Source organism: Polaromonas sp. SP1 (assembly GCF_003711205.1).
Lineage (GTDB): Bacteria > Pseudomonadota > Gammaproteobacteria > Burkholderiales > Burkholderiaceae_C > Polaromonas.
Genome location: NZ_CP031013.1, coordinates 3,030,245 through 3,049,894 on the forward strand (window position 1 = coordinate 3,030,245; position 19,650 = coordinate 3,049,894).

Sequence of the window (19,650 nt, forward strand, 5' to 3'; positions counted from 1 at the left end):
AGAGGTGATGAGCGCGCAGGGCGTCAGGCGATCAGGCGCTGAAGAACCCCTTGAGCTTGTCGGCCCAGCCTTCTTCCGTCGGCGAATGTTTGGCGCCGCCTTTTTTCAGCGACTCATCCAGCTCCTTGAGCAGCTTGCGCTGGTGCTCGGTGAGCTTGACCGGTGTTTCCACCGTGATGTGGCAATACAGATCGCCCGGGTAGCTCGAACGCACACCCTTGATGCCCTTGCCGCGCAGCCTGAACTGCTTGGAGGCCTGGGTGCCTTCGGGGATGTCGATCGCGGCCTTGCCGGCGAGTGTCGGCACTTCAATCTCGCCGCCCAGTGCCGCGGTGGTGAAGCTGATGGGCACCGCGCAATGCAGGTCGTCGCCGTCGCGCTCGAAGATGTCGTGCTTCTTCAGGCGGATCTCGATGTACAGGTCACCGGGTGGGCCGCCGTTGGTGCCCGGCTCGCCGTTGCCGGTCGAGCGGATGCGCATGCCGTCGTCGATGCCCGCGGGGATTTTGACTTCCAGCGTCTTGTTGTTCTTGGTCTTGCCCACGCCGTGGCAGGTGATGCACGGCTCGGGAATCAGCTTGCCCGTGCCTTTGCACTGCGGGCAGGTTTGCTGCACGCTGAAGAAACCCTGGCGCATCTGCACCACGCCGTGGCCGTGGCAGGTGGTGCAGGTCACCACCTTGGTGCCGGGCTTGGCGCCGCTGCCGTGGCAGGTGTTGCAGTCGTCCCAGCTAGGGATGCGGATTTGCGCTTCCTTGCCGTTGGCGGCTTCTTCTAGCGTGATTTCCATGGCGTAGCTCAGGTCGCCGCCGCGGTACACCTGCCGGCCGCCGCCGCGCTGCGCACCGCCGCGCTGGCCGCCGAACACGTCGCCGAAGATGTCGCCGAAGGCTTCGGCAAAACCGCCAAAGCCTTCTGCGCCCGGGCCGCCGCGCATGTTCGGGTCAACACCCGCGTGGCCGTACTGGTCGTAGGCCGCGCGTTTGTCGCTGTCAGAAAGCATCTCGTAGGCCTCTTTGGCCTCCTTGAATTTTTCTTCGGCAACCTTGGACGCATCCCCCTGGTTGCGGTCGGGGTGGTGCTTCATCGCGAGTTTGCGATACGCCTTTTTGATGTCTTCATCACTGGCGTTTTTGGGAACGCCCAGTGTGTCGTAGTAGTCTTTTTTGGTGGCCATGGCGGTCAGTCAGGTCAGTCAGAAATCGTTGTTGTGAAGGGCACACGGGTGGCAAACGCAAAAGCGGAAAGCCGGAATTGCTCCCGGTTTCCGCCTTTGCCTTCTGCCTGTGCCGTCTGCTTTTGCATGCAGTTATCGCGCCAATGCAGGGGTGCTTTGTGAAAAGCGCTTAGCCCTTTTTGACTTCCTTGACTTCGGCGTCCACGACATTGTCGTCGGCGGCCGGCTTGGCTTCAGCCTGTGCGGCGCCCGCTGCACCTGCATCACCGGCTGCTGCCTGCGATGCCTGCATGTCGGCGTACATTTTTTCGCCCAGCTTCTGGCTGGCTTCCATCAGGGCCGTGTTCTTGGCGTCGATGGCGGCCTTGTCGTCACCGGTGAGGGCTTCTTCCATGTCCTTGATGGCGGCTTCGATCTTTTCCTTCTCGCCGGCTTCGAGCTTGTCGCCGTATTCGCCCAGCGATTTCTTCACGCTGTGCACCATGGCTTCAGCGTTGTTCTTGGCGGTGACGAACTCGACCTTCTTCTTGTCTTCTTCGGCGTTCAGCTCGGCGTCTTTCACCATCTGCTGGATTTCAGCTTCGGACAAACCGGAGTTGGCCTTGATGGTGATCTTGTTTTCCTTGCCGGTGCCCTTGTCTTTGGCGCCGACGTGCAGGATGCCGTTGGCGTCGATGTCGAAGGAGACTTCAATTTGCGGCGTCCCGCGTGCTGCAGGCGGAATGCCTTCGAGGTTGAACTCGCCCAGCGCCTTGTTGCCCGAGGCGATTTCGCGCTCGCCCTGGAACACCTTGATCGTCACGGCCGGCTGGTTGTCTTCAGCGGTGGAGAAGGTCTGTGCGAACTTGGTCGGGATGGTCGTGTTCTTCTTGATCATCTTGGTCATCACGCCGCCCATGGTTTCGATACCGAGGGACAGCGGGGTGACGTCGAGCAGCAGCACGTCGGTGCGGTCGCCGGAGAGCACCTGGCCTTGAATCGCGGCGCCGACGGCCACGGCTTCATCGGGGTTCACGTCCTTGCGGGGTTCCTTGCCGAAGAGCTCCTTGACCTTCTCTTGCACCTTGGGCATGCGGGTCTGGCCGCCGACCAGGATCACGTCATGGATGTCGGCGGCGGTGACGCCGGCGTCTTTCATGGCGATGCGGCAAGGCGCAATCGTGCGCTCGATCAGTTCGTCGACCAGGCTTTCGAGCTTGGCGCGGGTCAGCTTGACCAGCAAGTGCTTGGGGCCGGTGGCCGGGTCGTGTGCGATGTAGGGAATGTTGACTTCGGTGGCCGGGCTGTTGGACAGCTCGATCTTGGCCTTTTCAGCCGAGTCTTTCAGGCGCTGCAGGGCCACCACGTCTTTGGACAGGTCGATGCCGCTGTCCTTCTTGAACTCGGCCACGATGTAGTCGATGACGCGCTGGTCGAAGTCTTCGCCGCCCAGGAAGGTGTCGCCGTTGGTGGAGAGCACTTCGAACTGCTTTTCGCCGTCGACATCGGCGATCTCGATGATGGAGATGTCGAAGGTGCCGCCGCCCAGGTCATACACGGCGATCTTGCGGTCGCCCTTTTCCTGCTTGTCCAGGCCGAAGGCGAGAGCCGCTGCGGTGGGTTCGTTGATGATGCGCTTGACTTCAAGGCCGGCGATGCGGCCGGCGTCTTTGGTCGCCTGACGCTGTGCGTCATTGAAGTACGCAGGCACGGTGATCACGGCTTCGGTGACCGGCTCGCCGAGGTAGTCTTCGGCGGTTTTTTTCATCTTGCGCAGGATGTCCGCGCTGACTTGCTGGGCCGACAGCTTCTTGCCGCGCACTTCCACCCAGGCGTCGCCGTTGTCGGCGGCCACGATGGCGTAGGGCATCAGCGCGATGTCCTTCTGGACTTCTTTTTCAGTGAACTTGCGGCCGATCAAACGCTTGACGGCGTACAGGGTGTTCTTGGGGTTGGTCACGGCCTGGCGCTTGGCCGATGCACCGACCAGCACTTCGCCGTCTTCCTGGTAGGCGACGATGGAAGGGGTGGTGCGCACGCCTTCCGAGTTCTCGATCACGCGGGGCGTGTTGCCCTCCATGACGGACACGCAGCTGTTGGTGGTGCCCAGGTCAATGCCGATGATTCTTCCCATGATGATTTACTCCTGCTTTTTTGATTCGTTAAAGATTGAAAGTGGGGTGGCCGGGCGTTTGAAGGCCGCTGGCCGCTGTGGATTAACTATGTTGATAACTTGTGGGTAAGTCCTGCGGCTTCAAGGGCCTCAACAAAGGTTTTTTGTGGTTTTTACTTGGGGGCGGCCACCGTGACCAGGGCGGGGCGCAGCACGCGCTCGGCAATCAGGTAGCCTTTTTGCAGCACGTTGACCACGGTGTTGGCTTCCTGCTCGGCGGGCACCATACTGATGGCCTGGTGCTGGGTAGGGTCGAACCTGGTGCCGGGAGCCGGGTCGATGGCGACCACCTTGTTGCGTTCGAGCGCGCTTTTGAGCTGCTTGAGCGTGGCTTCGGCGCCTTCGCGGATCTGCTCGGGCGTGACGTCCTTGATCGCCAGGCCGGCTTCCAGGCTGTCTGCCACAGGCAGCAGGCTTTCGGCAAAGCTTTCCAGGGCGTACTTGCGGGCCTTGGCGACTTCTTCGTCCGCGCGGCGGCGGGCGTTTTCGGTCTCTGCCTTGGCGCGCAGGTAGCTGTCGGCCAGCTCGGTGTTTTTGGCCTGCAGCGTGGCGACCTCGGCCTGCGCGACGGTCAGCGCGTCAAACTCATTGGCCGCCTGCGCCGCTTCGAGTTCTTCCGGGCTGGGCTCACCGCTAAGTGGTTGATTTTGTTCGGGTTGTGTATTGTCAGACATGGCTCGGAGACAGAGTTGAAGAGGTTGAAGCTGGTAATGGACCCAGCTTGGGGTGGCAAAGCCCTTTTCAAGACAAGGGCTTCAATTTTGGTTACGGGGTGACGAAATAGTGGCTGCGGTGCTGGCATCGGCAGCCGGAAGGGCTCATGAATCGCGGGTGGCCCAATCTTCGGCCCACTGGTGCAGCGGCTTGAGCTTGTGCAGCAAGCCGCTTCCGGTGGGTGTCAGGACATAACCGCCGTCCCCCAGCTCGACCAGTCGGGATTCGCGCAGCTCCTTGAGCCGGTCGTTCATGACCGAAGGCGACATGTTTCCGGCGCTTGCCCCAAGTTGCCGGAAATTTTGCGCCTGCCCGTCACGCAACTCCCACAGCAGCCGCAGTGTGCCGCGCCGACCCAGCAGGTCCAGCAGCGCCATCACCGGCCGGCCTGTGGCTGAGCCACGAACCGGTTTGCCGGGAAGGGGAAGCGTTGAAGTCATCCCCGGGATTGTAGGGGCTGGGGCTGTCGTGTTTGCGACGGTTGCTACGGAATGCGTAGCGATATAGTGGCTTGTCGCTACGAAATCCGTAGCGACGGGGCTTGTTTCCCCGTTCCAGATTCAACAGGACGCTTTCATGACAAACGCCAATACCTATATAGATAGCCATGCCGGCCCCCGCATTGCGCCGCTGCGGCCGCCCTACACCCCTGAGCAGGACGCGCTGCTCAAAAAGATCACGCCGCCTGCCGCGCCCGAGGTGCTGGCGCTGTTCCGGGTGCTGGCCGTCAACCCGAAGCTGCTTGAACGCATGCCGGGCTGGGGCGGCTATTTGCTCGGCTCAGCGGCCAGCCTGCCGCTGCGCGACCGCGAGGTGGTCATCAACCGCGTGTGCGCACGTTGCGGCGCTGAATATGAATGGGGCGTGCATGTGGCCGCGTTCGGCCAGGCGGCCGGGTTCACCGATGCCGACAACGCCGCGATCGCCGATCCCCTGTCAGGCGGCCAGGGCCTGGCCCATCGTGACGGCCTGTTACTGCGCCTGGCCGATGAGCTGCACGACAGCAGCACCGTCAGCGATGCGCTGTGGCAGGAGCTCGCCGCGGTGTGGACGGAGCCGCAACTGATCGAGCTCCTGATGCTGGCCGGCTGGTACCACGCGATCAGCTATGTGTGCAATGCGGCCAGGGTTCCGCTGGAGCGCTGGGCTGCGCGCTGGCCGCAGGCGGGAAATCGGTCTGCTATCTAATTGATAGCGTATAGCCTAGACAGCGTATGGGCTGGAGGCCGAAAAGGCTTGAATTTCTGCGGTTCAGGCCGAGGCCAGTTTTTGCATGCGCGTCATCAGTTCACGCTTGTTGTCGCGGCTGCGGTGGGCGTGCTCACGCATCAGCGCCTCGGCGCGAGCGCCTTCGCCTGCCGCCAGCGCGGCCAGCACGTCTTCGTGGTCACTTTGTGCGCGCTGGATGAAGCTGAACTCCAGCAGCGGCAGCGTTCCGTTGAGGCTTAAGGCGCCTGCGCCGGCCATCGGTGTTTTGCTCACATGCGCCAAGGCCGAGACGAGCGTGCTGTTGCCCGCGGCCTGCACCAGCGCGGCGTGAAAGCGCGCGTTCATGGGCACCCAGCGCGCTGCGTCGATCACATGGCCCGAGGCCTGGGCTTTTTCCAGCAGCAGGCGGCCTTCGTCAATGCAGGCCTGCAGCTCGGCCTGGGTTTCGGGGCTGATGCCGCGCTCGGCGGCCTGCCGCGCCGCCATGCCCTCCAGCACCCCGCGCACGTCGACCGCATTGGTGATCTCGTCGACGCTGAACTGCCGCACCCGAAAGCCGCGCGTCGGCAGCCGTTCCAGCAGGCCTTCTTTTTCCAGCTCACCCAGTGCGATGCGGATGGGCGTGCGCGACACCGCCAGTTGGGCGGAAAGTTCGAGCTCCACCATGCGCTCGCCGGGCGCGACCTGGCCGCTCAGGATTCTTCGCCGCAACTCCTGCGTGGTGTAGTCGATCTGGGAGGACATGGGGGAGGGGTTTTAATAGAGCTCGAAGCAAACAGCTTGAATTATTGCATGCAATATATGGCAATATCAGGGTTTACAAGGTAATTGTGCGGGCGATTGCGCGCAATAATGTAAGATGACTAAGCATTTAGCCGGCGGCGTATCGGCGAAATGCGCCAGGCTTGAACCCCTTTTCACAGGATCCCACAGGATTTCACAGGAGACACGATGACTTCGCCCCGTTCCCATTCCCGGCGCCTGCTGGCCGGCACCGCCGCCCTGGCGCTCATGACGCTGCTGGCCCCCGCCGCCCAGGCCCAGGCCCCTGCGGCCTATCCCAACAAACCGGTCAAGCTGATTGTTCCGTTTCCGGCCGGCGGTGGCGGCGACACCCTGGCGCGGCTGGTCATGCTGCGCGCGGCCAAAGAACTGGGCCAGCCCATCGTGGTGGAAAACCTGGGCGGCGCCGGCGGAAATGTGGGCAGCGCCGCCGCCGCCAAGGCGCCAGCCGACGGCTACACCTTGCTCTACGGCACCAACGGCACACACGCCATCAACCATGCGATCTATAAATCACCCGGCTTCAGCGTGCGTGACTTCGAGCCGGTGACCCAGCTCACACGCATCGCGGCCATGGTGGTGGTGCGGCCCACGCTGCCGGTTAATTCCATGGCTGAACTGACCAGGCTGCTCAAAGCCAGCCCGGGCAAGTACACCTTCGGCTCCGCCGGCAACGGCACCACCTCGCACCTGGCCGGCGAGATCTACAAGTCGCGCGCCGGCCTGGCGGTGGTGCACATTCCCTACCGCGGCGGCGCCCAGGCCATGACCGACCTGATGGGCGGGCAGGTCGACATGATGATTGAAGTGATGCCGAACGCCGCACCCCAGGCCAAAAGCGGCCGTGTCAAACCGCTGGCGGTGACGACGGCCACGCGCGTGGCGGGCTGGCCCGATGTACCGACGATTGCGGAGTCGGGCTTGCCCGGTTTTGATGTGAGCGCGTGGGACGCGATTTTTGTCCCCGCCGGAACGCCGCGCCCCATCGTCAACCGCTTGAACGAGGCGATCCACAAAGCCCTGGCTGACCCCGAGCTGCGCGCGCAACTGCAATCACGCGGCGCTGAAGTGGCGCCCGGCACGCCTGAAGAGCTGGCCAAACATATCGCCAGCAACATGACGCTGTGGGGCGATGCGGTGAAGCGTTCGGGCGCCGCAGTCGACTGACGCGGCCATCCATCACGGCCAACAATCATGGCCAACAAACGGCCAATAAACGGCCAACAAAAAAGCGACCCTGGCGGTCGCTTTTTTTATGACGCCGATGAAACCGGCGAAAGGAAAATTTTACTTTTTCTTGGTCTGGCTCACAGCCCACTTGCCGGCAAATGCCTGCAGGTCGTTCAGGCGCTTGAGCAGGTCGCCGCCCAGCGTGGTGACGGTGTAGCCCTCGGTGCCGTGGGCCACCAGGCCGGCTGCGCGCAATTCCTTGATGCGGGTATTGAGGGTGTTGGGAGTGATGCTGCCGATGCTGTCTTGCAGGAGGCGGAACGTCTGGGGGTGGCCGTCTTTCAAGGCCCACAGCACGCGAAGGGCGTAGCGTGCTTCCAGCAGTTCAAGCAATTGGCCTACTGCTGCATTTTCTTTGGCGCTCATCAGGTTATCTCCTCGGTCACAGTTTGGTCACAGGTGGTTGTTAAGCAAAAAGCTTCTATCAGCTTCATCCAAATATAACGCAAATTCCTGGGTGCTACGAGTTTTGTAGCTAGCAACCCACGCTGGATGTGGTCCAGGGCCTACTAGTGCCTGCCAGCCTTGGAAAACCCTGATGCGGCCAGCTCGTGTGCGTGCACCAAAACCGCGCCGGCTACATCACTGGAATCACCGCAGCCGGATGCAGCGGCACCGCGCTGCCTGCTTTGGACGATGCCATGATGGCCTCAATCACCTGCTGCACCCCGAGTGCGGAGCGGCCGGTCACGGCCGGAGCCGCGCCATTTTGCACCGCACGGATGAAGTCTTCCAGCACGGCCCGATGGGCGGCATGATCAAACGCCATCGGGTCCGCGCCGCCGCCCGAGGCTTGGGCCGCGCCGGCCGTAGCCGTCTTGCCGTTGTGAAACGCGGCCCGCATTTCGCCGCCTTCCAGTGTTGCCGTTCCCTGGGTGAAATTCAGTTCGATGCGCTCCGGAAATCCGGGGTAGGCCGCCGTGGTGGCCTGCACCACGGCCACCGCGCCGTTGCTGTAGTGCAGCAATGCCGCAGCGGTGTCTTCGCCTTCCATGCGGTGCACGGGGCTGGTGCCGGCAATGCCCGTCACACGCTGCGGCATGCCGATCAGGCTGAGCAGCAAGTCCAGTGTGTGGATGGCTTGCGTGATCAACACGCCGCCGCCGTCGCGGGCCAGTGTGCCGCGGCCCGGCTCGTCGTAATAACTTTGCGGCCGCCACCAGCGCACGAAAGCAGCGGCGCCGACCAGCTGCCCAAGTTCGCCCGAGGCGATCAGCGCGCGCAGGCCCAGCGCGGCTTCGCGCAGCCGGTGCTGCAGCATCACGGCCAGCGTCACGCCTGCGGTCTCGCACGCCTCCACCAGCGCGTTGGCGCGGTTCAGGTCGATCTCCAGCGGTTTTTCAACCAGCACGTGTTTGCCTGCGCGGGCTGCGCGCTGCACCATGTCCAGGTGCGCGTTGGGCGGCGTCAGCACCAGCACGGCCTTGATGCTGTCGTCCTCGAGGATGTCTTCCAGGCGCGTGGTTTTGCGCGCACCATCCGGCACTTGCACCGCCGCCAGCCGGCCGGCATCCCGCCCATAGACATAGACAAGCTCGGAGATGCCCGCAAGGTCTTGCAGGCTGCGGAAATGCGGCGCCGAGCCCAGCCCGGCGCCTATGACGGCCAGGCGCAGCCGTTCGGGGGAAATACGCGTCATCTTGGGTTCTGTATCTTTCAATCGATTTTGACGTTCAATCGGCGGTGATGCGGCGTGTCTCTATCAAGGTCTTCCAGCGCTCCCACTCGCGCAGCTGGAAGGCGGTGAACTCTTCCGGCGTGCTGGCAACGATCTCCAGCCCCTGGTCAAGCATGCGCTTTTTCGTCTCTGCATCCTGCATGGCGGCGATCACCGCGTCGCTCAAAATCTTCTTCGTGGCGGCCGGCAAGCCTTTGGGGGCGGCCATGCCCTGCCATGAATAAACCTCGGCGCCTTTCACACCGGCTTCGGCCAGCGTGGGCACATCGGGCAGCACGGGCGAGCGCTTGTCGCCGGTGACGGCGATCGCGCGCAGCTTGCCCGCACGGATGTGCGGCAGAACGGCATTCACGTTCTGGAAAGAAAAGTCGACCTGGTTGCCCAGCAGGTCGTTGACCGCGGGCGCTCCGCCCTTGTAGGGCACGTGCACGCCTTCGGTTTTGGACTGCTGCCAGAACAGCTCGGCCGAAAGATGGTCGGACGAACCGTTGCCCGAGCTTGCAAACGAGACCTTGCCCGGCGTCTTGCGCAGCAGCGCGAGCACATCGGCCACCGTGCGTTCGGGCCGCGCCACATTGGCGACCAGCACATTCGGCGCCTGCACCGGCACGCTGATGTAGTCGAAGTCTTTGGTGGCGTCGTAAGGCACGCTTTTGAGCAGGTGCGGTGTGACGACGAACGCACCCAGCGAAGACACCAGCAGCGTGTAGCCGTCAGGCGCCGCGCGCTTGACCTGGCCGGTGCCTATGGTGCCGGTGGCGCCGGGCCGGTTATCGACAACAAAGGTGCCGCCCAGCCGCGTCTGCAATTGCAGCGCCAGCGCGCGCGCCACCATGTCGGTGGAGCCGCCGGCCGGGAAGGGCACAACGATGGTCACGGTCTTGCCTGCGGGCCACGCGCCTTGGGCCGCTGCGGAAAACGGCAGCGCCGCAAGCGCGGCGCCGGCCAGTGCGAAGTGTATGAGGGAGCGGCGTTTCATGGTGTCTCCTGTGCGTGGTGCCGGAATGACGGCAAGGCATGCAGCGGCCCGCGCCGCTCCATGCCTGCCCGGTTCACTGGTTAACTTGTTTACTTGATGGCCTGGATGCGCTCGTACAGGCTCTTGGGCCACGGTGCATCGGCGGCGGTCAGCGACGGCAACACGGCTGCGGCAAAAGGTGTGCGGTCTACCTTGTTGACGGTTTTGCCCTTTTTCTCGAACTCGGCGACCAGGCGGTTTTCGGCGTCGACGATGTCCTGGCTCGCACGGCTGGAAGCCTCCCACAGAACCTGGTCGAACACCTTTTTGTCGGCGTCGCTCAGCTTGGACCACACCGAGCTGGAGACCGCGGTGATCAGCGATTCGGTGATGTGGCCCGTCAGCGTGATGTACTTCTGCACTTCATAGAACTTCTTGGCCTCAATCGTCGGCAGTGGGTTTTCCTGTGCATCGACCGTGCCGTTTTGCAGCGCCAGGTAGACCTCGGCAAATGCGATGGGCGTGGGGTTGGCGCCGACGGCCTTGGGGAACATGGTGAAGAGCGGCGCATCGGGCACGCGCAGTTTCAGGCCCTTCATGTCCTCGGGTTTGGCGATGACCTTGTTCGAAGTCATGTGGCGCAGGCCGTAGTAGGTGTAGCCCGCAATGTGCTGGCCGCCGGTTTTGCCGGCATAGCCCTGCGCCAGCTCCTGGAAGACCGGGCCGTTGCGGAAAGCCTGGAAGTGGTTGTAATCGCGGAACACGAAAGGCGCGGCGGCAATCGACAGCGGCGGGAAAGCGCGCCCGGCAAACGCGGCGCCGGTGTAAATGATGTCAACGGTGCCCAGCGTCAGGCCCTGGTTGATTTCGGTTTCCTTGCCCAGCGATGAAGCCGGGAAGACTTCCACCACATAGCGGCCATTGGTCTTTTTCTTGATCTCGTCAGCGGCCCACACAGCCTGCTTGTGAAAGGTTTCCGACGTCTCGTAGACGTGGGCCCACTTCAATTTGGTCTGGGCCATCGCGCTGCCTGCGCCCATCGCGCCGGCCAGTGCCAGCAATGTTGCGACGGCAAGGCTGCCAAGGGTTCTGCGTTTCATGATGTTTTGTCTCCTGGTGTTTGTAATAGGAATAGCAGAGTGGGTATCGCTGGTGGAAAAAGGGCGCCGGGGTATACCGCCCCCGGTGCGCCTGATGGGGCAAAAAAGCCCATCGCAAAGGACTTCCGGGAGCCTCTAACTTCCCAAAAGCCCTTCTTGAACTTATCGAACCATGCAGGGCATCTTGTTGTTGAACTTCCAGCCGGGGATCAGGTACTGCATGGCGATCGCGTCGTCGCGCGCGCCCAGGCCGTGCTTGAGGTAGAGCTGGTGGGCCTTTTCAACCTCGGCCATGTCCAGCTCCACGCCCAGGCCGGGCTGCTTGGGCACGGCGACTTCGCCGCCCACGATTTGCAGCGGCGCTTTCGTCAGGCGCTGGCCGTCCTGCCAGATCCAGTGGGTGTCGATGGCCGTGACCTTGCCCGGCGCGGCAGCGGCCACGTGCGTGAACATGGCCAGCGAGATGTCGAAGTGGTTGTTGGAGTGCGAGCCCCAGGTCAGGCCCCAGGTCTGGCAGATCTGCGCTACGCGAACGGACCCCTGCATGGTCCAGAAGTGCGGGTCGGCCAGCGGGATGTCGACCGACTGCAGGTGGATGGTGTGCGAGAGTTCGCGCCAGTCGGTGGCGATCATGTTGGTGGCGGTGGGCAGGCCGGTGGCGCGGCGGAATTCCGCCATCACCTCGCGGCCCGAGAACACACCTTCGGCGCCGCACGGGTCTTCGGCGTAGGCCAATACATCGCCGCGCCCCTGGCAGATGCGGATCGCGTCCTTGAGCAGCCAGCCGCCGTTCGGGTCCAGCGTGATGCGCGCCTCGGGAAAGCGCTCGGCCAGCGCGGTGATGGCTTCCATTTCCTCTTCGCCGCGCAGCACGCCGCCCTTGAGCTTGAAGTCCTTGAAGCCGTAGCGCTTGTAGGCCGCTTCGGCCAGTGCCACGATGCCGTCGGCGTCCATGGCCGCCTCGTGGCGCAGGCGGAACCAGTCGTCTTCGGCGTCGGGCGCCGAAGCGTAGGGCAGACCGGTCTGCTTGCGGTCGGCAATATAAAAGAGGTAGCCCAGCATGGCCACCGAGTCGCGCTGCTGGCCGTCGCCCAGCAGGGCCGCCACGGGCACGCCCAGGAACTGGCCGAGCAGGTCGAGCAGGGCGCTTTCCACCGCGGTGACGGCATGGATCGCCACGCGCAGGTCAAAGGTCTGGTTGCCGCGGCCGCCGCTGTCGCGGTCGGCAAAGCGCGTGCGCAGGGTGTTCAGGATGTGGTTCCAGGCGCCGATCGACTGGCCTTCGATCAGCTCACGCGCATCTTCCAGCGTGTTGCGGATCTTCTCGCCGCCGGGGACTTCGCCCACGCCGGTGCGGCCGGAGCTGTCGGTCAGGATGACCAGGTTGCGGGTGAAGAAAGGTGCGTGGGCGCCGCTCAGGTTCAGCAGCATGCTGTCCTGCCCGGCCACCGGAATCACCTGCACGCGGGTGATGCGCGGGGTTTGTGAGGATGCGGAAGCGGAAACGTTGGACGCAGGAGTGGCTTTGGAAGCGGGCATACCGGGCTTGTGTGTAGGATGGTTGATAAGGAATTTATCAGTTATCGTACAACTCACCGATTTTTTATGCAACCAGATTTGTCCCTAGCGGCTGGGCTGCCTGAAGGTCTGCGGCGTTCCCCGGCGGCTGCATGGTGTGGGCATTGTTGCCCCGGCGCAGGCGCTCACGGCTGTTGGAAAGATGGGTGCGCATGGCGGCACGGGCGGCTTCGGCGTCCTGGTTGCGGATGGCGTTGTAAATGCTTTCGTGCTCGCTGTTGACCCGCTGCAGGTAGTTGAAGCGGCCCTCGGGCGCGCTGTGCGCCGTGTTCACCCGGGTGCGCGGGATGATCATGGTGCCCAGGTAGGTCATCAGGTCGGCAAAGTGGCGGTTGCCGGTGGAGCGGGCCACTTCCATATGGAACTGGAAGTCCGGCGGCACCGCGTCGGAGTCCAGGCTGATGGAGTCGTGGAAGGCGCGCAGGGCAGTTTCCAGGGCCTTGAGGTTTTCGGGGGTCCGCCGCTGGGCAGCCAGGCCGGCGGCCTCGGTTTCCAGGCTGATGCGCAGCTCCAGCACCGAGATCACGTCGGCCACGGTGGCGAAGTCCTCGGCCGTGATCCGGAAGTTGCCGGACTCCTGCGGCTGCAGGACAAACGTGCCGATGCCGTGCCGGGTTTCGACCAGGCCCGAAGCCTGCAGCTTGGACAGGGACTCCCGCACGACCGTGCGGCTGACGTCGAAACGAGCCATGATTTCAGCTTCGGTCGGCAGCTTTTCACCGGGTTGCAGGCGGCCCTCGCGGATGCTGGTGGCCAGGCTTTCGACGATCTCGCCGACCAGCCCGCGCGGGCGCCGCACGCGCACCGGCTCCTCGTGAAAGGCAAGCGTCAGGCCTGTTTCAGGGCGACTAGGGGTTTTCCTTGAGTCCATTAAAAAACCATTGACAAGCTAGGGGGCGAATTGGAGAATTCCGAGTCATCAGACAACCTATGACTGATGCGTTTCTAGGTTGACTTTAACAAACTCCAAAAAAAAGTCCAGTGTTTGCGACCACACCGGGCCTCCCTCCAAAAAATGACGATCAAAGTTCATGAAAAACTGCTGCTGACCGGCGCCGCCGGCGGTTTGGGCAAGGCCTTGCGCGAACGGCTGAAGGCCAATTGCTCGGTGCTGCGCCTTTCCGATGTGCAGGCCTTCGGCGCTGCCGCCGCCAATGAAGAAGTGGTGCTGGCCGACCTGGCGGACTCCGCCGCCGTCCACAAGATGGTCGAGGGCGTGGACGCGATTGTTCACCTGGGCGGCGTCTCGGTGGAAGGGCCTTTCGGGCCCATCCTGCAGGCCAACATCCTGGGCGCCTATAACTTGTATGAGGCCGCCCGCAAACACGGCGTCAAGCGTATCGTCTTCGCCAGCTCCAACCACGTCACCGGTTTTTACCGCCAGGACGAGACCATCACCGCCGACCACCCGCCGCGCCCCGACGGCCTGTACGGCTTGAGCAAAGCCTTCGGTGAAGATCTTTCGCGCCTGTATTTCGACCGCTACGGCATTGAAACCGCCTGCGTGCGCATCGGCTCCTCGTTCCCCGAGCCCAAAGACCGCCGCATGCTCGCGACCTGGCTGAGTTTTGACGACCTGCACCGCCTGATCACCGCCTGCCTGACGACGCCGGTGCTGGGCCACAGCATCGTGTTCGGCATGTCCGACAACGCCGTCACCTGGTGGGACAACAGCCGCGCACGCCACATCGGCTATGTACCCAAGGACAGCTCCGACATCTTCCGCGAGGCCGTTTACGCCCGCACCCCCGCGCCCGACCTGAAGGACCCGGTCGCCCAGTACCAGGGTGGCGGTTTTGTCGTCGCTGGCCCTTTCGGCGATTGAGCAGGCGACAACCAGCATGAGCCAATCCCAAGCCGAACTGGTCCTGGACGCGCGCAACGGCACGGGGGAGAGCCCTGTCTGGAGCGCCGCGGAACAGGCGCTTTACTGGGTCGACATCCCGGCGAAGAGGCTGTGCCGCTGGAGCGTGGCAGACGCCGCGCTGACTGAATGGTCCGCTCCCGAAATGCTGGCCTGTGTCGCATCCATCGGGACAACGCAGGATTGGATCGCCGGCACTGAAAGCGGCATCTTCCGCCTGAGCCCGCAAGCCGATGGCCAGCTTGGTTTCAAACAACTTGCCGCCGTCAGCCATGCCATGCCCGGCATGCGCTTTAACGACGGCCGCTGCGACCGCCAGGGCCGCTTCCTGGCCGGCACAATGTTGATGAATATGGCCGCTGGCGCACGTGCAGGCTGCATCTATAGCTATCAAAAAGATAGCAATGGCATTGCGCAGCTGAAAATGCTGCTGGACGGCTTCATCACGCCCAACGGCATGGCTTTCAGCCCCGACGGCCGCACGATGTATTTGTCGGACTCCCATCCCTCGGTGCAGACCATCTGGGCTTTTGATTACGACACCGACACCGGCACGCCCTCCAACCGCCGTGTCTTCGTCGACATGAACCCGCTGCCCGGCCGTCCGGATGGCGCGGCCGTGGACGCCGACGGCTGCTACTGGATCTGCGGCAACGACGCCGGCCTGATTCACCGCTTCACGCCTTCCGGCAAGCTGGACCGTTCGCTTGCCGTGCCCGTGAAGAAGCCCGCGATGTGCGCCTTCGGCGGCGCCGGGCTTGACACCCTGTTCGTGACATCGATACGCCCCGAAGGCATCGACCTGTCTGATCAGCCGCTGGCCGGCGGTGTGTTCGCGCTGCACCCCGGCGTGCGCGGGCTGCCCGAACCTGCGTGCGCGCTTTAAAAAGACCAAGAGTCAGTAACGAGTTTTCAACCACCAACCTAGAGGAAGAGACAATGAAAGCAACCCTGAAACTCACCGCCCTGGCCGCCGGCCTGCTGGCTTTTTCCGCGCAAGCCGTCGAGCTGCGCTCCGCCGATGTGCACAACAGCGACGACTACCCCACGGTAGCCGCCGTGCGCCACATGAGCGAGACGCTGGCCAAGCAAAGCGGCGGCAAGTACACGATCAAGGTCTTCAACAAGAGCGCCCTGGGTTCCGAAAAGGAAACCCTGGACCAGGTGAAGATCGGCGCGCTGGAAATGAACCGCGTCAACATCAGCTCGCTGAACTCGATCTGCCCGAAGAGCCTGGTGCCCACCATGCCCTTCCTGTTCGACTCGATCGCCCACATGCGCAAGTCGCTGGATGGCCCGATCGGCGAAGAAATCCTGAAGGGCTGTGAGAGCCAGGGCCTGGTCGGCCTGGCGTTCTACGACAGCGGCGCCCGCTCCATCTACGCCAAGAAGCCGGTGCGCAACATTGCCGACGCCAAGGGCCTGAAGATCCGTGTGCAGCAGTCCGACCTGTGGGTCGCGCTGGTGCAGGCCATGGGCGCCAACGCCACGCCAATGCCCACCGGCGAGGTCTACACCGCGCTGAAGGTCGGCACGATCGACGCCGCCGAGAACAACATTCCCTCGTACGAAGGCTTCAAGCACTATGAGGCTGTGAAGGTCTACTCGCATACCGAGCACTCGATGGCGCCGGAAATGCTGGTGATCTCCAAGGTGATCTTCGACAAGATGTCGCCTGCCGACCAGGCCATGTTCCGCGCTGCCGCCAAAGAATCGGTGACGTTCCAGCGCCAGAAGTGGGACGAGCAGGAAGCCAAGGCCCTGGACATCGTCGTCAAGGCGGGTTCTACCATCGTCAAGGACGTGGACAAGGCATCGTTCAAGGCAGCGATGGCCCCGGTGTACGCCAAGTTCATCACCACGCCTGACCTGCAGCGCCTGGTGAAAGCTGTTCAGGACAACAAGTAAATCCGGACCTTTCGAAGCCCGGCCGAGCGTTCGGCCGGGCTTCGCGTTTGCTTTCTAGGACCTTTATGACAACCCCCCAAATGTCGGTTTCGGCCGCAGCCACTACAGCGGCCGTCAGTTCTGTTGCCCTGGGCGTGGACCCGGAGCACGAGCGGCCACCCGCGCGTCACTGGTATTCACGCCTGTGCGGCTGGTTGAGCAAGATCAGCCTGATTCTCGCGATCTTCGGCCTGGCCGGCATCATCGTGTCGGTGCAGGTCCAGGTGTTCGGCCGCTATGTCCTCAACGACACGCCGACCTGGGCTGAAGCGCTGGCACTGCAGCTGGTGCTGTATGTGACTGCGCTCGGCGTGGCAGTCGGCGTGCGGGACGCCGGCCACATTGGCCTGGAGTCGCTGGTCTCGCTGCTGCCCGAGTCGATGCGCCTGAAGCTGGAGATCCTGATCCATCTGTTTGTCGCGCTGTTCGGCGGAATCATGGTGCAAAGCGGCATGCTCTGGACCCGCATGAAATGGGACGAGCTGGATCCGATGCTGCAACTGCCCGTGGGTATCGACTACCTGTCGCTGGTGATCGCCGGCGTGCTGATCGTCATGTTCTCCTTCGAACACATCATTGCGTTGCTCAGGGACGAAGAAGTCGTTCCATCCTGGTACTGATTGAAAGAAAAATATGGAACTGACAGTTCTCTCATTGAGCTTTGCGCTGCTGCTGGTGCTGGGCGTGCCGGTGGCCTTCTCGATCGGGCTTGCCTCGGTGGCCACGGTGCTGTATTCGGGCATGCCGATCGCGATCGTCTTCCAGAAGATGGTCGGCGGCATGCAGGTGTTTTCGTTTCTGGCGATTCCCTTTTTCGTGTTTGCCGGTGAGCTGATGCTGTACGGCGGCATTGCCGACCGCATCGTGCGCTTTGCCAACAGCCTGATCGGCCATGTGCGCGGCGGCCTGGGCATGAGTAACGTGATCGGCTGCACCTTGTTCGGCGGTGTCGCCGGCTCGCCGCTGGCCGATGTGTCCGCGATGGGCTCGGTGATGATCCCGCTGATGAAGAAAGAAGGCTACGACGCAGACTACGCCGTTAACGTCACGACGCACGCGGCACTGGTCGGTGCATTGATGCCGACCTCGCACAACCTGATCATCTTCGCACTGGCGACCACCGGCATTGCCTCGGTCAGTGTGTTCAGCCTGATTCTGGCCGGCGTCATCCCTGCGATGCTGCTCACCCTGTGCAACCTGATTGCCGCGTACTATGTCGCCGTCAAGCGGGGCTATCCGGTCCGCGGCAAGTTCTCGGGCTGGAAGGAAGTGCTGATGGCCTTCCTGGGCTCCCTGCCTGGCCTGTTCATTGTGGTGATCATCCTGGCGGGCATCCTGTCCGGCGTTTTCACCGCGACCGAGTCGGCTGCCACGGCGGTGCTGTGGGCGCTGATCGTCACGGTGCTGGTGTATCGCTCGCTGTCGTGGCAAAACTTTTTGAAGGCCTGCGCGAAGGCCTGCAAAACCACCGGCGTGGTTCTGCTGCTGATCGGCATCTCGTCCGCCTTCGGATATTTCATGGCGCTTTATGAGGTACCGCAGAAAACCGGCGAGCTGATGACCTCCGTGTCCGCCACGCCGTGGGTGATCTTCCTGATGATCAACGTGCTGCTGTTCATCCTGGGCACCTTCCTCGACATGGCTGCCACCATCCTGATCTGCACGCCCATCTTTTTGCCGATCGCGGCACAGTTCGGCATGGATCCCGTGCAATTCGGCATCGTGATGCTGATCAACTGCGCGCTCGGCCTGAACACGCCACCAGTGGGGGTCACGCAATTCGTGGGGTGCGCCATCGGGGAGATATCGGTGGGGCAGGTCATGAAATCGATCCTGCCCTTTTATGGCGCACTGACGGCCTGCCTGATGCTGGTGACCTATGTGCCTGCATTCTCGCTGTGGCTGCCCGGTATGTTCGCGAAATGAACGGGCTTGTCTGACGTTCCCATCATGAGCACTTCGCACGCCATCCGGCACATCCGCATCACGCCCATTGCCTTCCGTGACCCACCGCTGTTGAACGCGGCCGGCATCCACGAGCCCTGGGCGCTGCGCTCGATCATCGAGCTGGAAACCGATTCGGGCCTCGTCGGCATCAACGAAAGTTACGGTGACTTGCCGATGCTTGAGGCGCTGGCCAAGGTCGCGCCCACGCTGGTCGGTCTCTCGCCCTGGTCGCTGACCGGGATGGAGGCGCGTGTCGCCGCGCAGGTCACGCCGCCGAAGCAGACCGCCTCGGAGTTTCTCGGCCAGCAGGTGTCCCTGGCGCCGGGAACCCATGTGTCCAAGACCGTGGCCAAGGTCATCAGCGCCTTTGAGGTCGCCATGCTGGACCTGCAGGGGCAATTGGCCGGCGCACCGGTGGTGGACCTGCTGGGCGGTGCGGCGCGCGACCGCGTGCCGTTTTCGGCCTACCTGTTCTACAAGTATGCAGAACACATCGACAAGCCTGCTGCTTCCGGTTATCCGGCCGACCCCTGGGGCGAGGCGCTCACACCGCCGCAACTGGTGGCCCAGGCGCGCCGGATGATTGCAGAGTACGGTTTCAAGAGCATCAAGCTCAAGGCCGGTGCGCTTGCGCCGGATGAGGAAGCTGCGGGCCTGCTGGCGCTGGCCGAGGCCTTCCCCGGCATGCCGCTGCGCATCGACCCCAATGCCAACTGGAGCGTGGCGACCAGCCTGAAGATCGTTGAAAAGCTGCGCGGCGTGCTCGAGTACTACGAAGACCCCGCGCCCGGCCTGGAAGGCATGGCCGCCGTGGCGCGCGAGTGCGAGGTGCCGCTGGCCACCAACATGGTGGTGACCGATTTCGCCGAGTTCCGCCGCAACGCCGAGATGGGCTGCCCGGTCAAGATCGTGCTGAGCGACCATCACTACTGGGGCGGCCTGCGCGCCACGCAGCAGCTGTCGCGGCTGTGCAGCACGTTTGGCCTGGGCCTGTCGATGCACAGCAACTCCCACCTCGGCATCAGCCTGATGGCCATGACCCACCTGTGCGCCAGCGTGCCGCTGCTGACGTACGCCTGCGACACCCACTACCCCTGGCAGGACGAGGAAGTGGTGGAGGGCGGCCGCCTGCGCTTTGAGGACGGCAGCCTGCGCGTGACGACCACCCCCGGCCTGGGCGTGACGCTGGACCGCACGGCATTGGCGCGCCTGCACGACAACTACCTCCATTGCGGCATCCGCAACCGCGACGACCTGGCGCAGATGCGTAAATACGACCCGGCGTTTACGGGCGCGCAACCCCGCTTTTGACC

General features: G+C 63.3%; 19 protein-coding genes. 8 read left to right on the forward strand and 11 right to left on the reverse strand.

Annotation, left to right across the window (positions count from 1 at the left end; all coding sequences use genetic code 11):
- Positions 1-31 precede the first annotated feature (31 nt).
- The 4 genes from dnaJ to DT070_RS14440 all read right to left on the reverse strand — a co-directional run bounded on the left by dnaJ (position 32) and on the right by DT070_RS14440 (position 4,483).
- Positions 32-1,177 carry a molecular chaperone DnaJ gene (dnaJ, locus tag DT070_RS14425; RefSeq protein ID WP_122956029.1) on the reverse strand — a complete coding sequence of 382 codons (1,146 nt, stop codon included), beginning with the start codon at positions 1,175-1,177 and terminating at the stop codon, positions 32-34.
- A 169-nt stretch (positions 1,178-1,346) separates the two neighbouring features.
- Complete coding sequence (gene dnaK / locus DT070_RS14430) at positions 1,347-3,290, reverse strand: molecular chaperone DnaK (RefSeq protein ID WP_122956030.1); 1,944 nt, start codon at positions 3,288-3,290, stop codon at positions 1,347-1,349.
- A gap of 152 nt (positions 3,291-3,442) precedes the next feature.
- Positions 3,443-4,003: a nucleotide exchange factor GrpE gene (gene grpE, locus DT070_RS14435; protein ID WP_122956031.1), complete on the reverse strand. Its 561-nt coding sequence runs from the start codon at positions 4,001-4,003 to the stop codon at positions 3,443-3,445.
- 144 nt (positions 4,004-4,147) lie between these two features.
- Entirely contained in the window at positions 4,148-4,483 is a 336-nt protein-coding gene (locus DT070_RS14440; RefSeq protein ID WP_122956032.1) for a helix-turn-helix domain-containing protein, read from the reverse strand.
- A gap of 136 nt (positions 4,484-4,619) precedes the next feature.
- On the opposite strand from DT070_RS14440, the gene DT070_RS14445 reads away from it, so the two are divergent.
- Positions 4,620-5,231: a carboxymuconolactone decarboxylase family protein gene (locus DT070_RS14445; RefSeq protein ID WP_122956033.1), complete on the forward strand. Its 612-nt coding sequence runs from the start codon at positions 4,620-4,622 to the stop codon at positions 5,229-5,231.
- Between the two features lie 63 nt (positions 5,232-5,294).
- On the opposite strand, the gene DT070_RS14450 is transcribed toward DT070_RS14445, so the two are convergent.
- Positions 5,295-5,996: a GntR family transcriptional regulator gene (locus DT070_RS14450; protein ID WP_122956034.1), complete on the reverse strand. Its 702-nt coding sequence runs from the start codon at positions 5,994-5,996 to the stop codon at positions 5,295-5,297.
- A 207-nt stretch (positions 5,997-6,203) separates the two neighbouring features.
- Here DT070_RS14450 and DT070_RS14455 point away from each other — a divergent pair, with 207 nt between their 5' ends.
- The gene (locus DT070_RS14455; protein WP_122956035.1) at positions 6,204-7,202 is read left to right on the forward strand and encodes a tripartite tricarboxylate transporter substrate binding protein; all 999 of its coding nucleotides are present in this window, start codon (positions 6,204-6,206) and stop codon (positions 7,200-7,202) included.
- Positions 7,203-7,322: 120 nt separating this feature from the next.
- On the opposite strand, the gene DT070_RS14460 is transcribed toward DT070_RS14455, so the two are convergent.
- The 6 genes from DT070_RS14460 to DT070_RS14485 form a co-directional block, all read right to left on the reverse strand.
- Positions 7,323-7,631, reverse strand: coding sequence for a helix-turn-helix domain-containing protein (locus DT070_RS14460; RefSeq protein WP_122956036.1), 309 nt, complete (start codon positions 7,629-7,631; stop codon positions 7,323-7,325).
- Positions 7,632-7,842: 211 nt separating this feature from the next.
- Entirely contained in the window at positions 7,843-8,904 is a 1,062-nt protein-coding gene (locus DT070_RS14465) for a Gfo/Idh/MocA family protein (RefSeq protein ID WP_122956037.1), read from the reverse strand.
- Positions 8,905-8,938: 34 nt separating this feature from the next.
- Positions 8,939-9,922, reverse strand: a complete 984-nt coding sequence (locus DT070_RS14470; RefSeq protein WP_122956038.1) for a tripartite tricarboxylate transporter substrate binding protein — start codon at positions 9,920-9,922, stop codon at positions 8,939-8,941.
- 89 nt (positions 9,923-10,011) lie between these two features.
- Complete coding sequence (locus DT070_RS14475) at positions 10,012-11,001, reverse strand: sialic acid TRAP transporter substrate-binding protein SiaP (protein WP_122956039.1); 990 nt, start codon at positions 10,999-11,001, stop codon at positions 10,012-10,014.
- A gap of 162 nt (positions 11,002-11,163) precedes the next feature.
- A complete protein-coding gene (gene gudD, locus DT070_RS14480) occupies positions 11,164-12,540 on the reverse strand; it encodes a glucarate dehydratase (RefSeq protein ID WP_194965915.1) in 1,377 nt (458 codons plus the stop codon).
- 64 nt (positions 12,541-12,604) lie between these two features.
- The gene (locus DT070_RS14485; protein WP_228778492.1) at positions 12,605-13,450 is read right to left on the reverse strand and encodes a FadR/GntR family transcriptional regulator; all 846 of its coding nucleotides are present in this window, start codon (positions 13,448-13,450) and stop codon (positions 12,605-12,607) included.
- A gap of 144 nt (positions 13,451-13,594) precedes the next feature.
- On the opposite strand from DT070_RS14485, the gene DT070_RS14490 reads away from it, so the two are divergent.
- The 6 genes from DT070_RS14490 (at position 13,595) to DT070_RS14515 (ending at position 19,648) form a co-directional block, all read left to right on the forward strand.
- Positions 13,595-14,404, forward strand: a complete 810-nt coding sequence (locus DT070_RS14490) for an NAD(P)-dependent oxidoreductase (protein ID WP_122956040.1) — start codon at positions 13,595-13,597, stop codon at positions 14,402-14,404.
- Between the two features lie 16 nt (positions 14,405-14,420).
- Entirely contained in the window at positions 14,421-15,329 is a 909-nt protein-coding gene (locus DT070_RS14495; RefSeq protein ID WP_122956041.1) for an SMP-30/gluconolactonase/LRE family protein, read from the forward strand.
- 53 nt (positions 15,330-15,382) lie between these two features.
- Positions 15,383-16,351: a TRAP transporter substrate-binding protein gene (locus DT070_RS14500; RefSeq protein ID WP_122956042.1), complete on the forward strand. Its 969-nt coding sequence runs from the start codon at positions 15,383-15,385 to the stop codon at positions 16,349-16,351.
- A gap of 65 nt (positions 16,352-16,416) precedes the next feature.
- The gene (locus DT070_RS14505; protein WP_369973876.1) at positions 16,417-17,010 is read left to right on the forward strand and encodes a TRAP transporter small permease; all 594 of its coding nucleotides are present in this window, start codon (positions 16,417-16,419) and stop codon (positions 17,008-17,010) included.
- Positions 17,011-17,023: 13 nt separating this feature from the next.
- Entirely contained in the window at positions 17,024-18,316 is a 1,293-nt protein-coding gene (locus DT070_RS14510; protein WP_122956044.1) for a TRAP transporter large permease, read from the forward strand.
- Positions 18,317-18,340: 24 nt separating this feature from the next.
- Entirely contained in the window at positions 18,341-19,648 is a 1,308-nt protein-coding gene (locus DT070_RS14515; protein ID WP_122956045.1) for a glucarate dehydratase family protein, read from the forward strand.
- Positions 19,649-19,650: the final 2 nt, after the last annotated feature.

Excerpts from the sequence above, each read along its gene's own strand:
- dnaJ (WP_122956029.1), bottom strand. The coding sequence starts at position 1,177 with ATGGCCACCAAAAAAGACTACTACGACACACTGGGCGTTCCCAAAAAC.
- dnaK (WP_122956030.1), bottom strand. The coding sequence starts at position 3,290 with ATGGGAAGAATCATCGGCATTGACCTGGGCACCACCAACAGCTGCGTG.
- grpE (WP_122956031.1), bottom strand. The coding sequence starts at position 4,003 with ATGTCTGACAATACACAACCCGAACAAAATCAACCACTTAGCGGTGAG.
- DT070_RS14440 (WP_122956032.1), bottom strand. The coding sequence starts at position 4,483 with ATGACTTCAACGCTTCCCCTTCCCGGCAAACCGGTTCGTGGCTCAGCC.
- DT070_RS14445 (WP_122956033.1), top strand. The coding sequence starts at position 4,620 with ATGACAAACGCCAATACCTATATAGATAGCCATGCCGGCCCCCGCATT.
- DT070_RS14450 (WP_122956034.1), bottom strand. The coding sequence starts at position 5,996 with ATGTCCTCCCAGATCGACTACACCACGCAGGAGTTGCGGCGAAGAATC.
- DT070_RS14455 (WP_122956035.1), top strand. The coding sequence starts at position 6,204 with ATGACTTCGCCCCGTTCCCATTCCCGGCGCCTGCTGGCCGGCACCGCC.
- DT070_RS14460 (WP_122956036.1), bottom strand. The coding sequence starts at position 7,631 with ATGAGCGCCAAAGAAAATGCAGCAGTAGGCCAATTGCTTGAACTGCTG.
- DT070_RS14465 (WP_122956037.1), bottom strand. The coding sequence starts at position 8,904 with ATGACGCGTATTTCCCCCGAACGGCTGCGCCTGGCCGTCATAGGCGCC.
- DT070_RS14470 (WP_122956038.1), bottom strand. The coding sequence starts at position 9,922 with ATGAAACGCCGCTCCCTCATACACTTCGCACTGGCCGGCGCCGCGCTT.
- DT070_RS14475 (WP_122956039.1), bottom strand. The coding sequence starts at position 11,001 with ATGAAACGCAGAACCCTTGGCAGCCTTGCCGTCGCAACATTGCTGGCA.
- gudD (WP_194965915.1), bottom strand. The coding sequence starts at position 12,540 with ATGCCCGCTTCCAAAGCCACTCCTGCGTCCAACGTTTCCGCTTCCGCA.
- DT070_RS14485 (WP_228778492.1), bottom strand. The coding sequence starts at position 13,450 with ATGGACTCAAGGAAAACCCCTAGTCGCCCTGAAACAGGCCTGACGCTT.
- DT070_RS14490 (WP_122956040.1), top strand. The coding sequence starts at position 13,595 with ATGACGATCAAAGTTCATGAAAAACTGCTGCTGACCGGCGCCGCCGGC.
- DT070_RS14495 (WP_122956041.1), top strand. The coding sequence starts at position 14,421 with ATGAGCCAATCCCAAGCCGAACTGGTCCTGGACGCGCGCAACGGCACG.
- DT070_RS14500 (WP_122956042.1), top strand. The coding sequence starts at position 15,383 with ATGAAAGCAACCCTGAAACTCACCGCCCTGGCCGCCGGCCTGCTGGCT.
- DT070_RS14505 (WP_369973876.1), top strand. The coding sequence starts at position 16,417 with ATGACAACCCCCCAAATGTCGGTTTCGGCCGCAGCCACTACAGCGGCC.
- DT070_RS14510 (WP_122956044.1), top strand. The coding sequence starts at position 17,024 with ATGGAACTGACAGTTCTCTCATTGAGCTTTGCGCTGCTGCTGGTGCTG.
- DT070_RS14515 (WP_122956045.1), top strand. The coding sequence starts at position 18,341 with ATGAGCACTTCGCACGCCATCCGGCACATCCGCATCACGCCCATTGCC.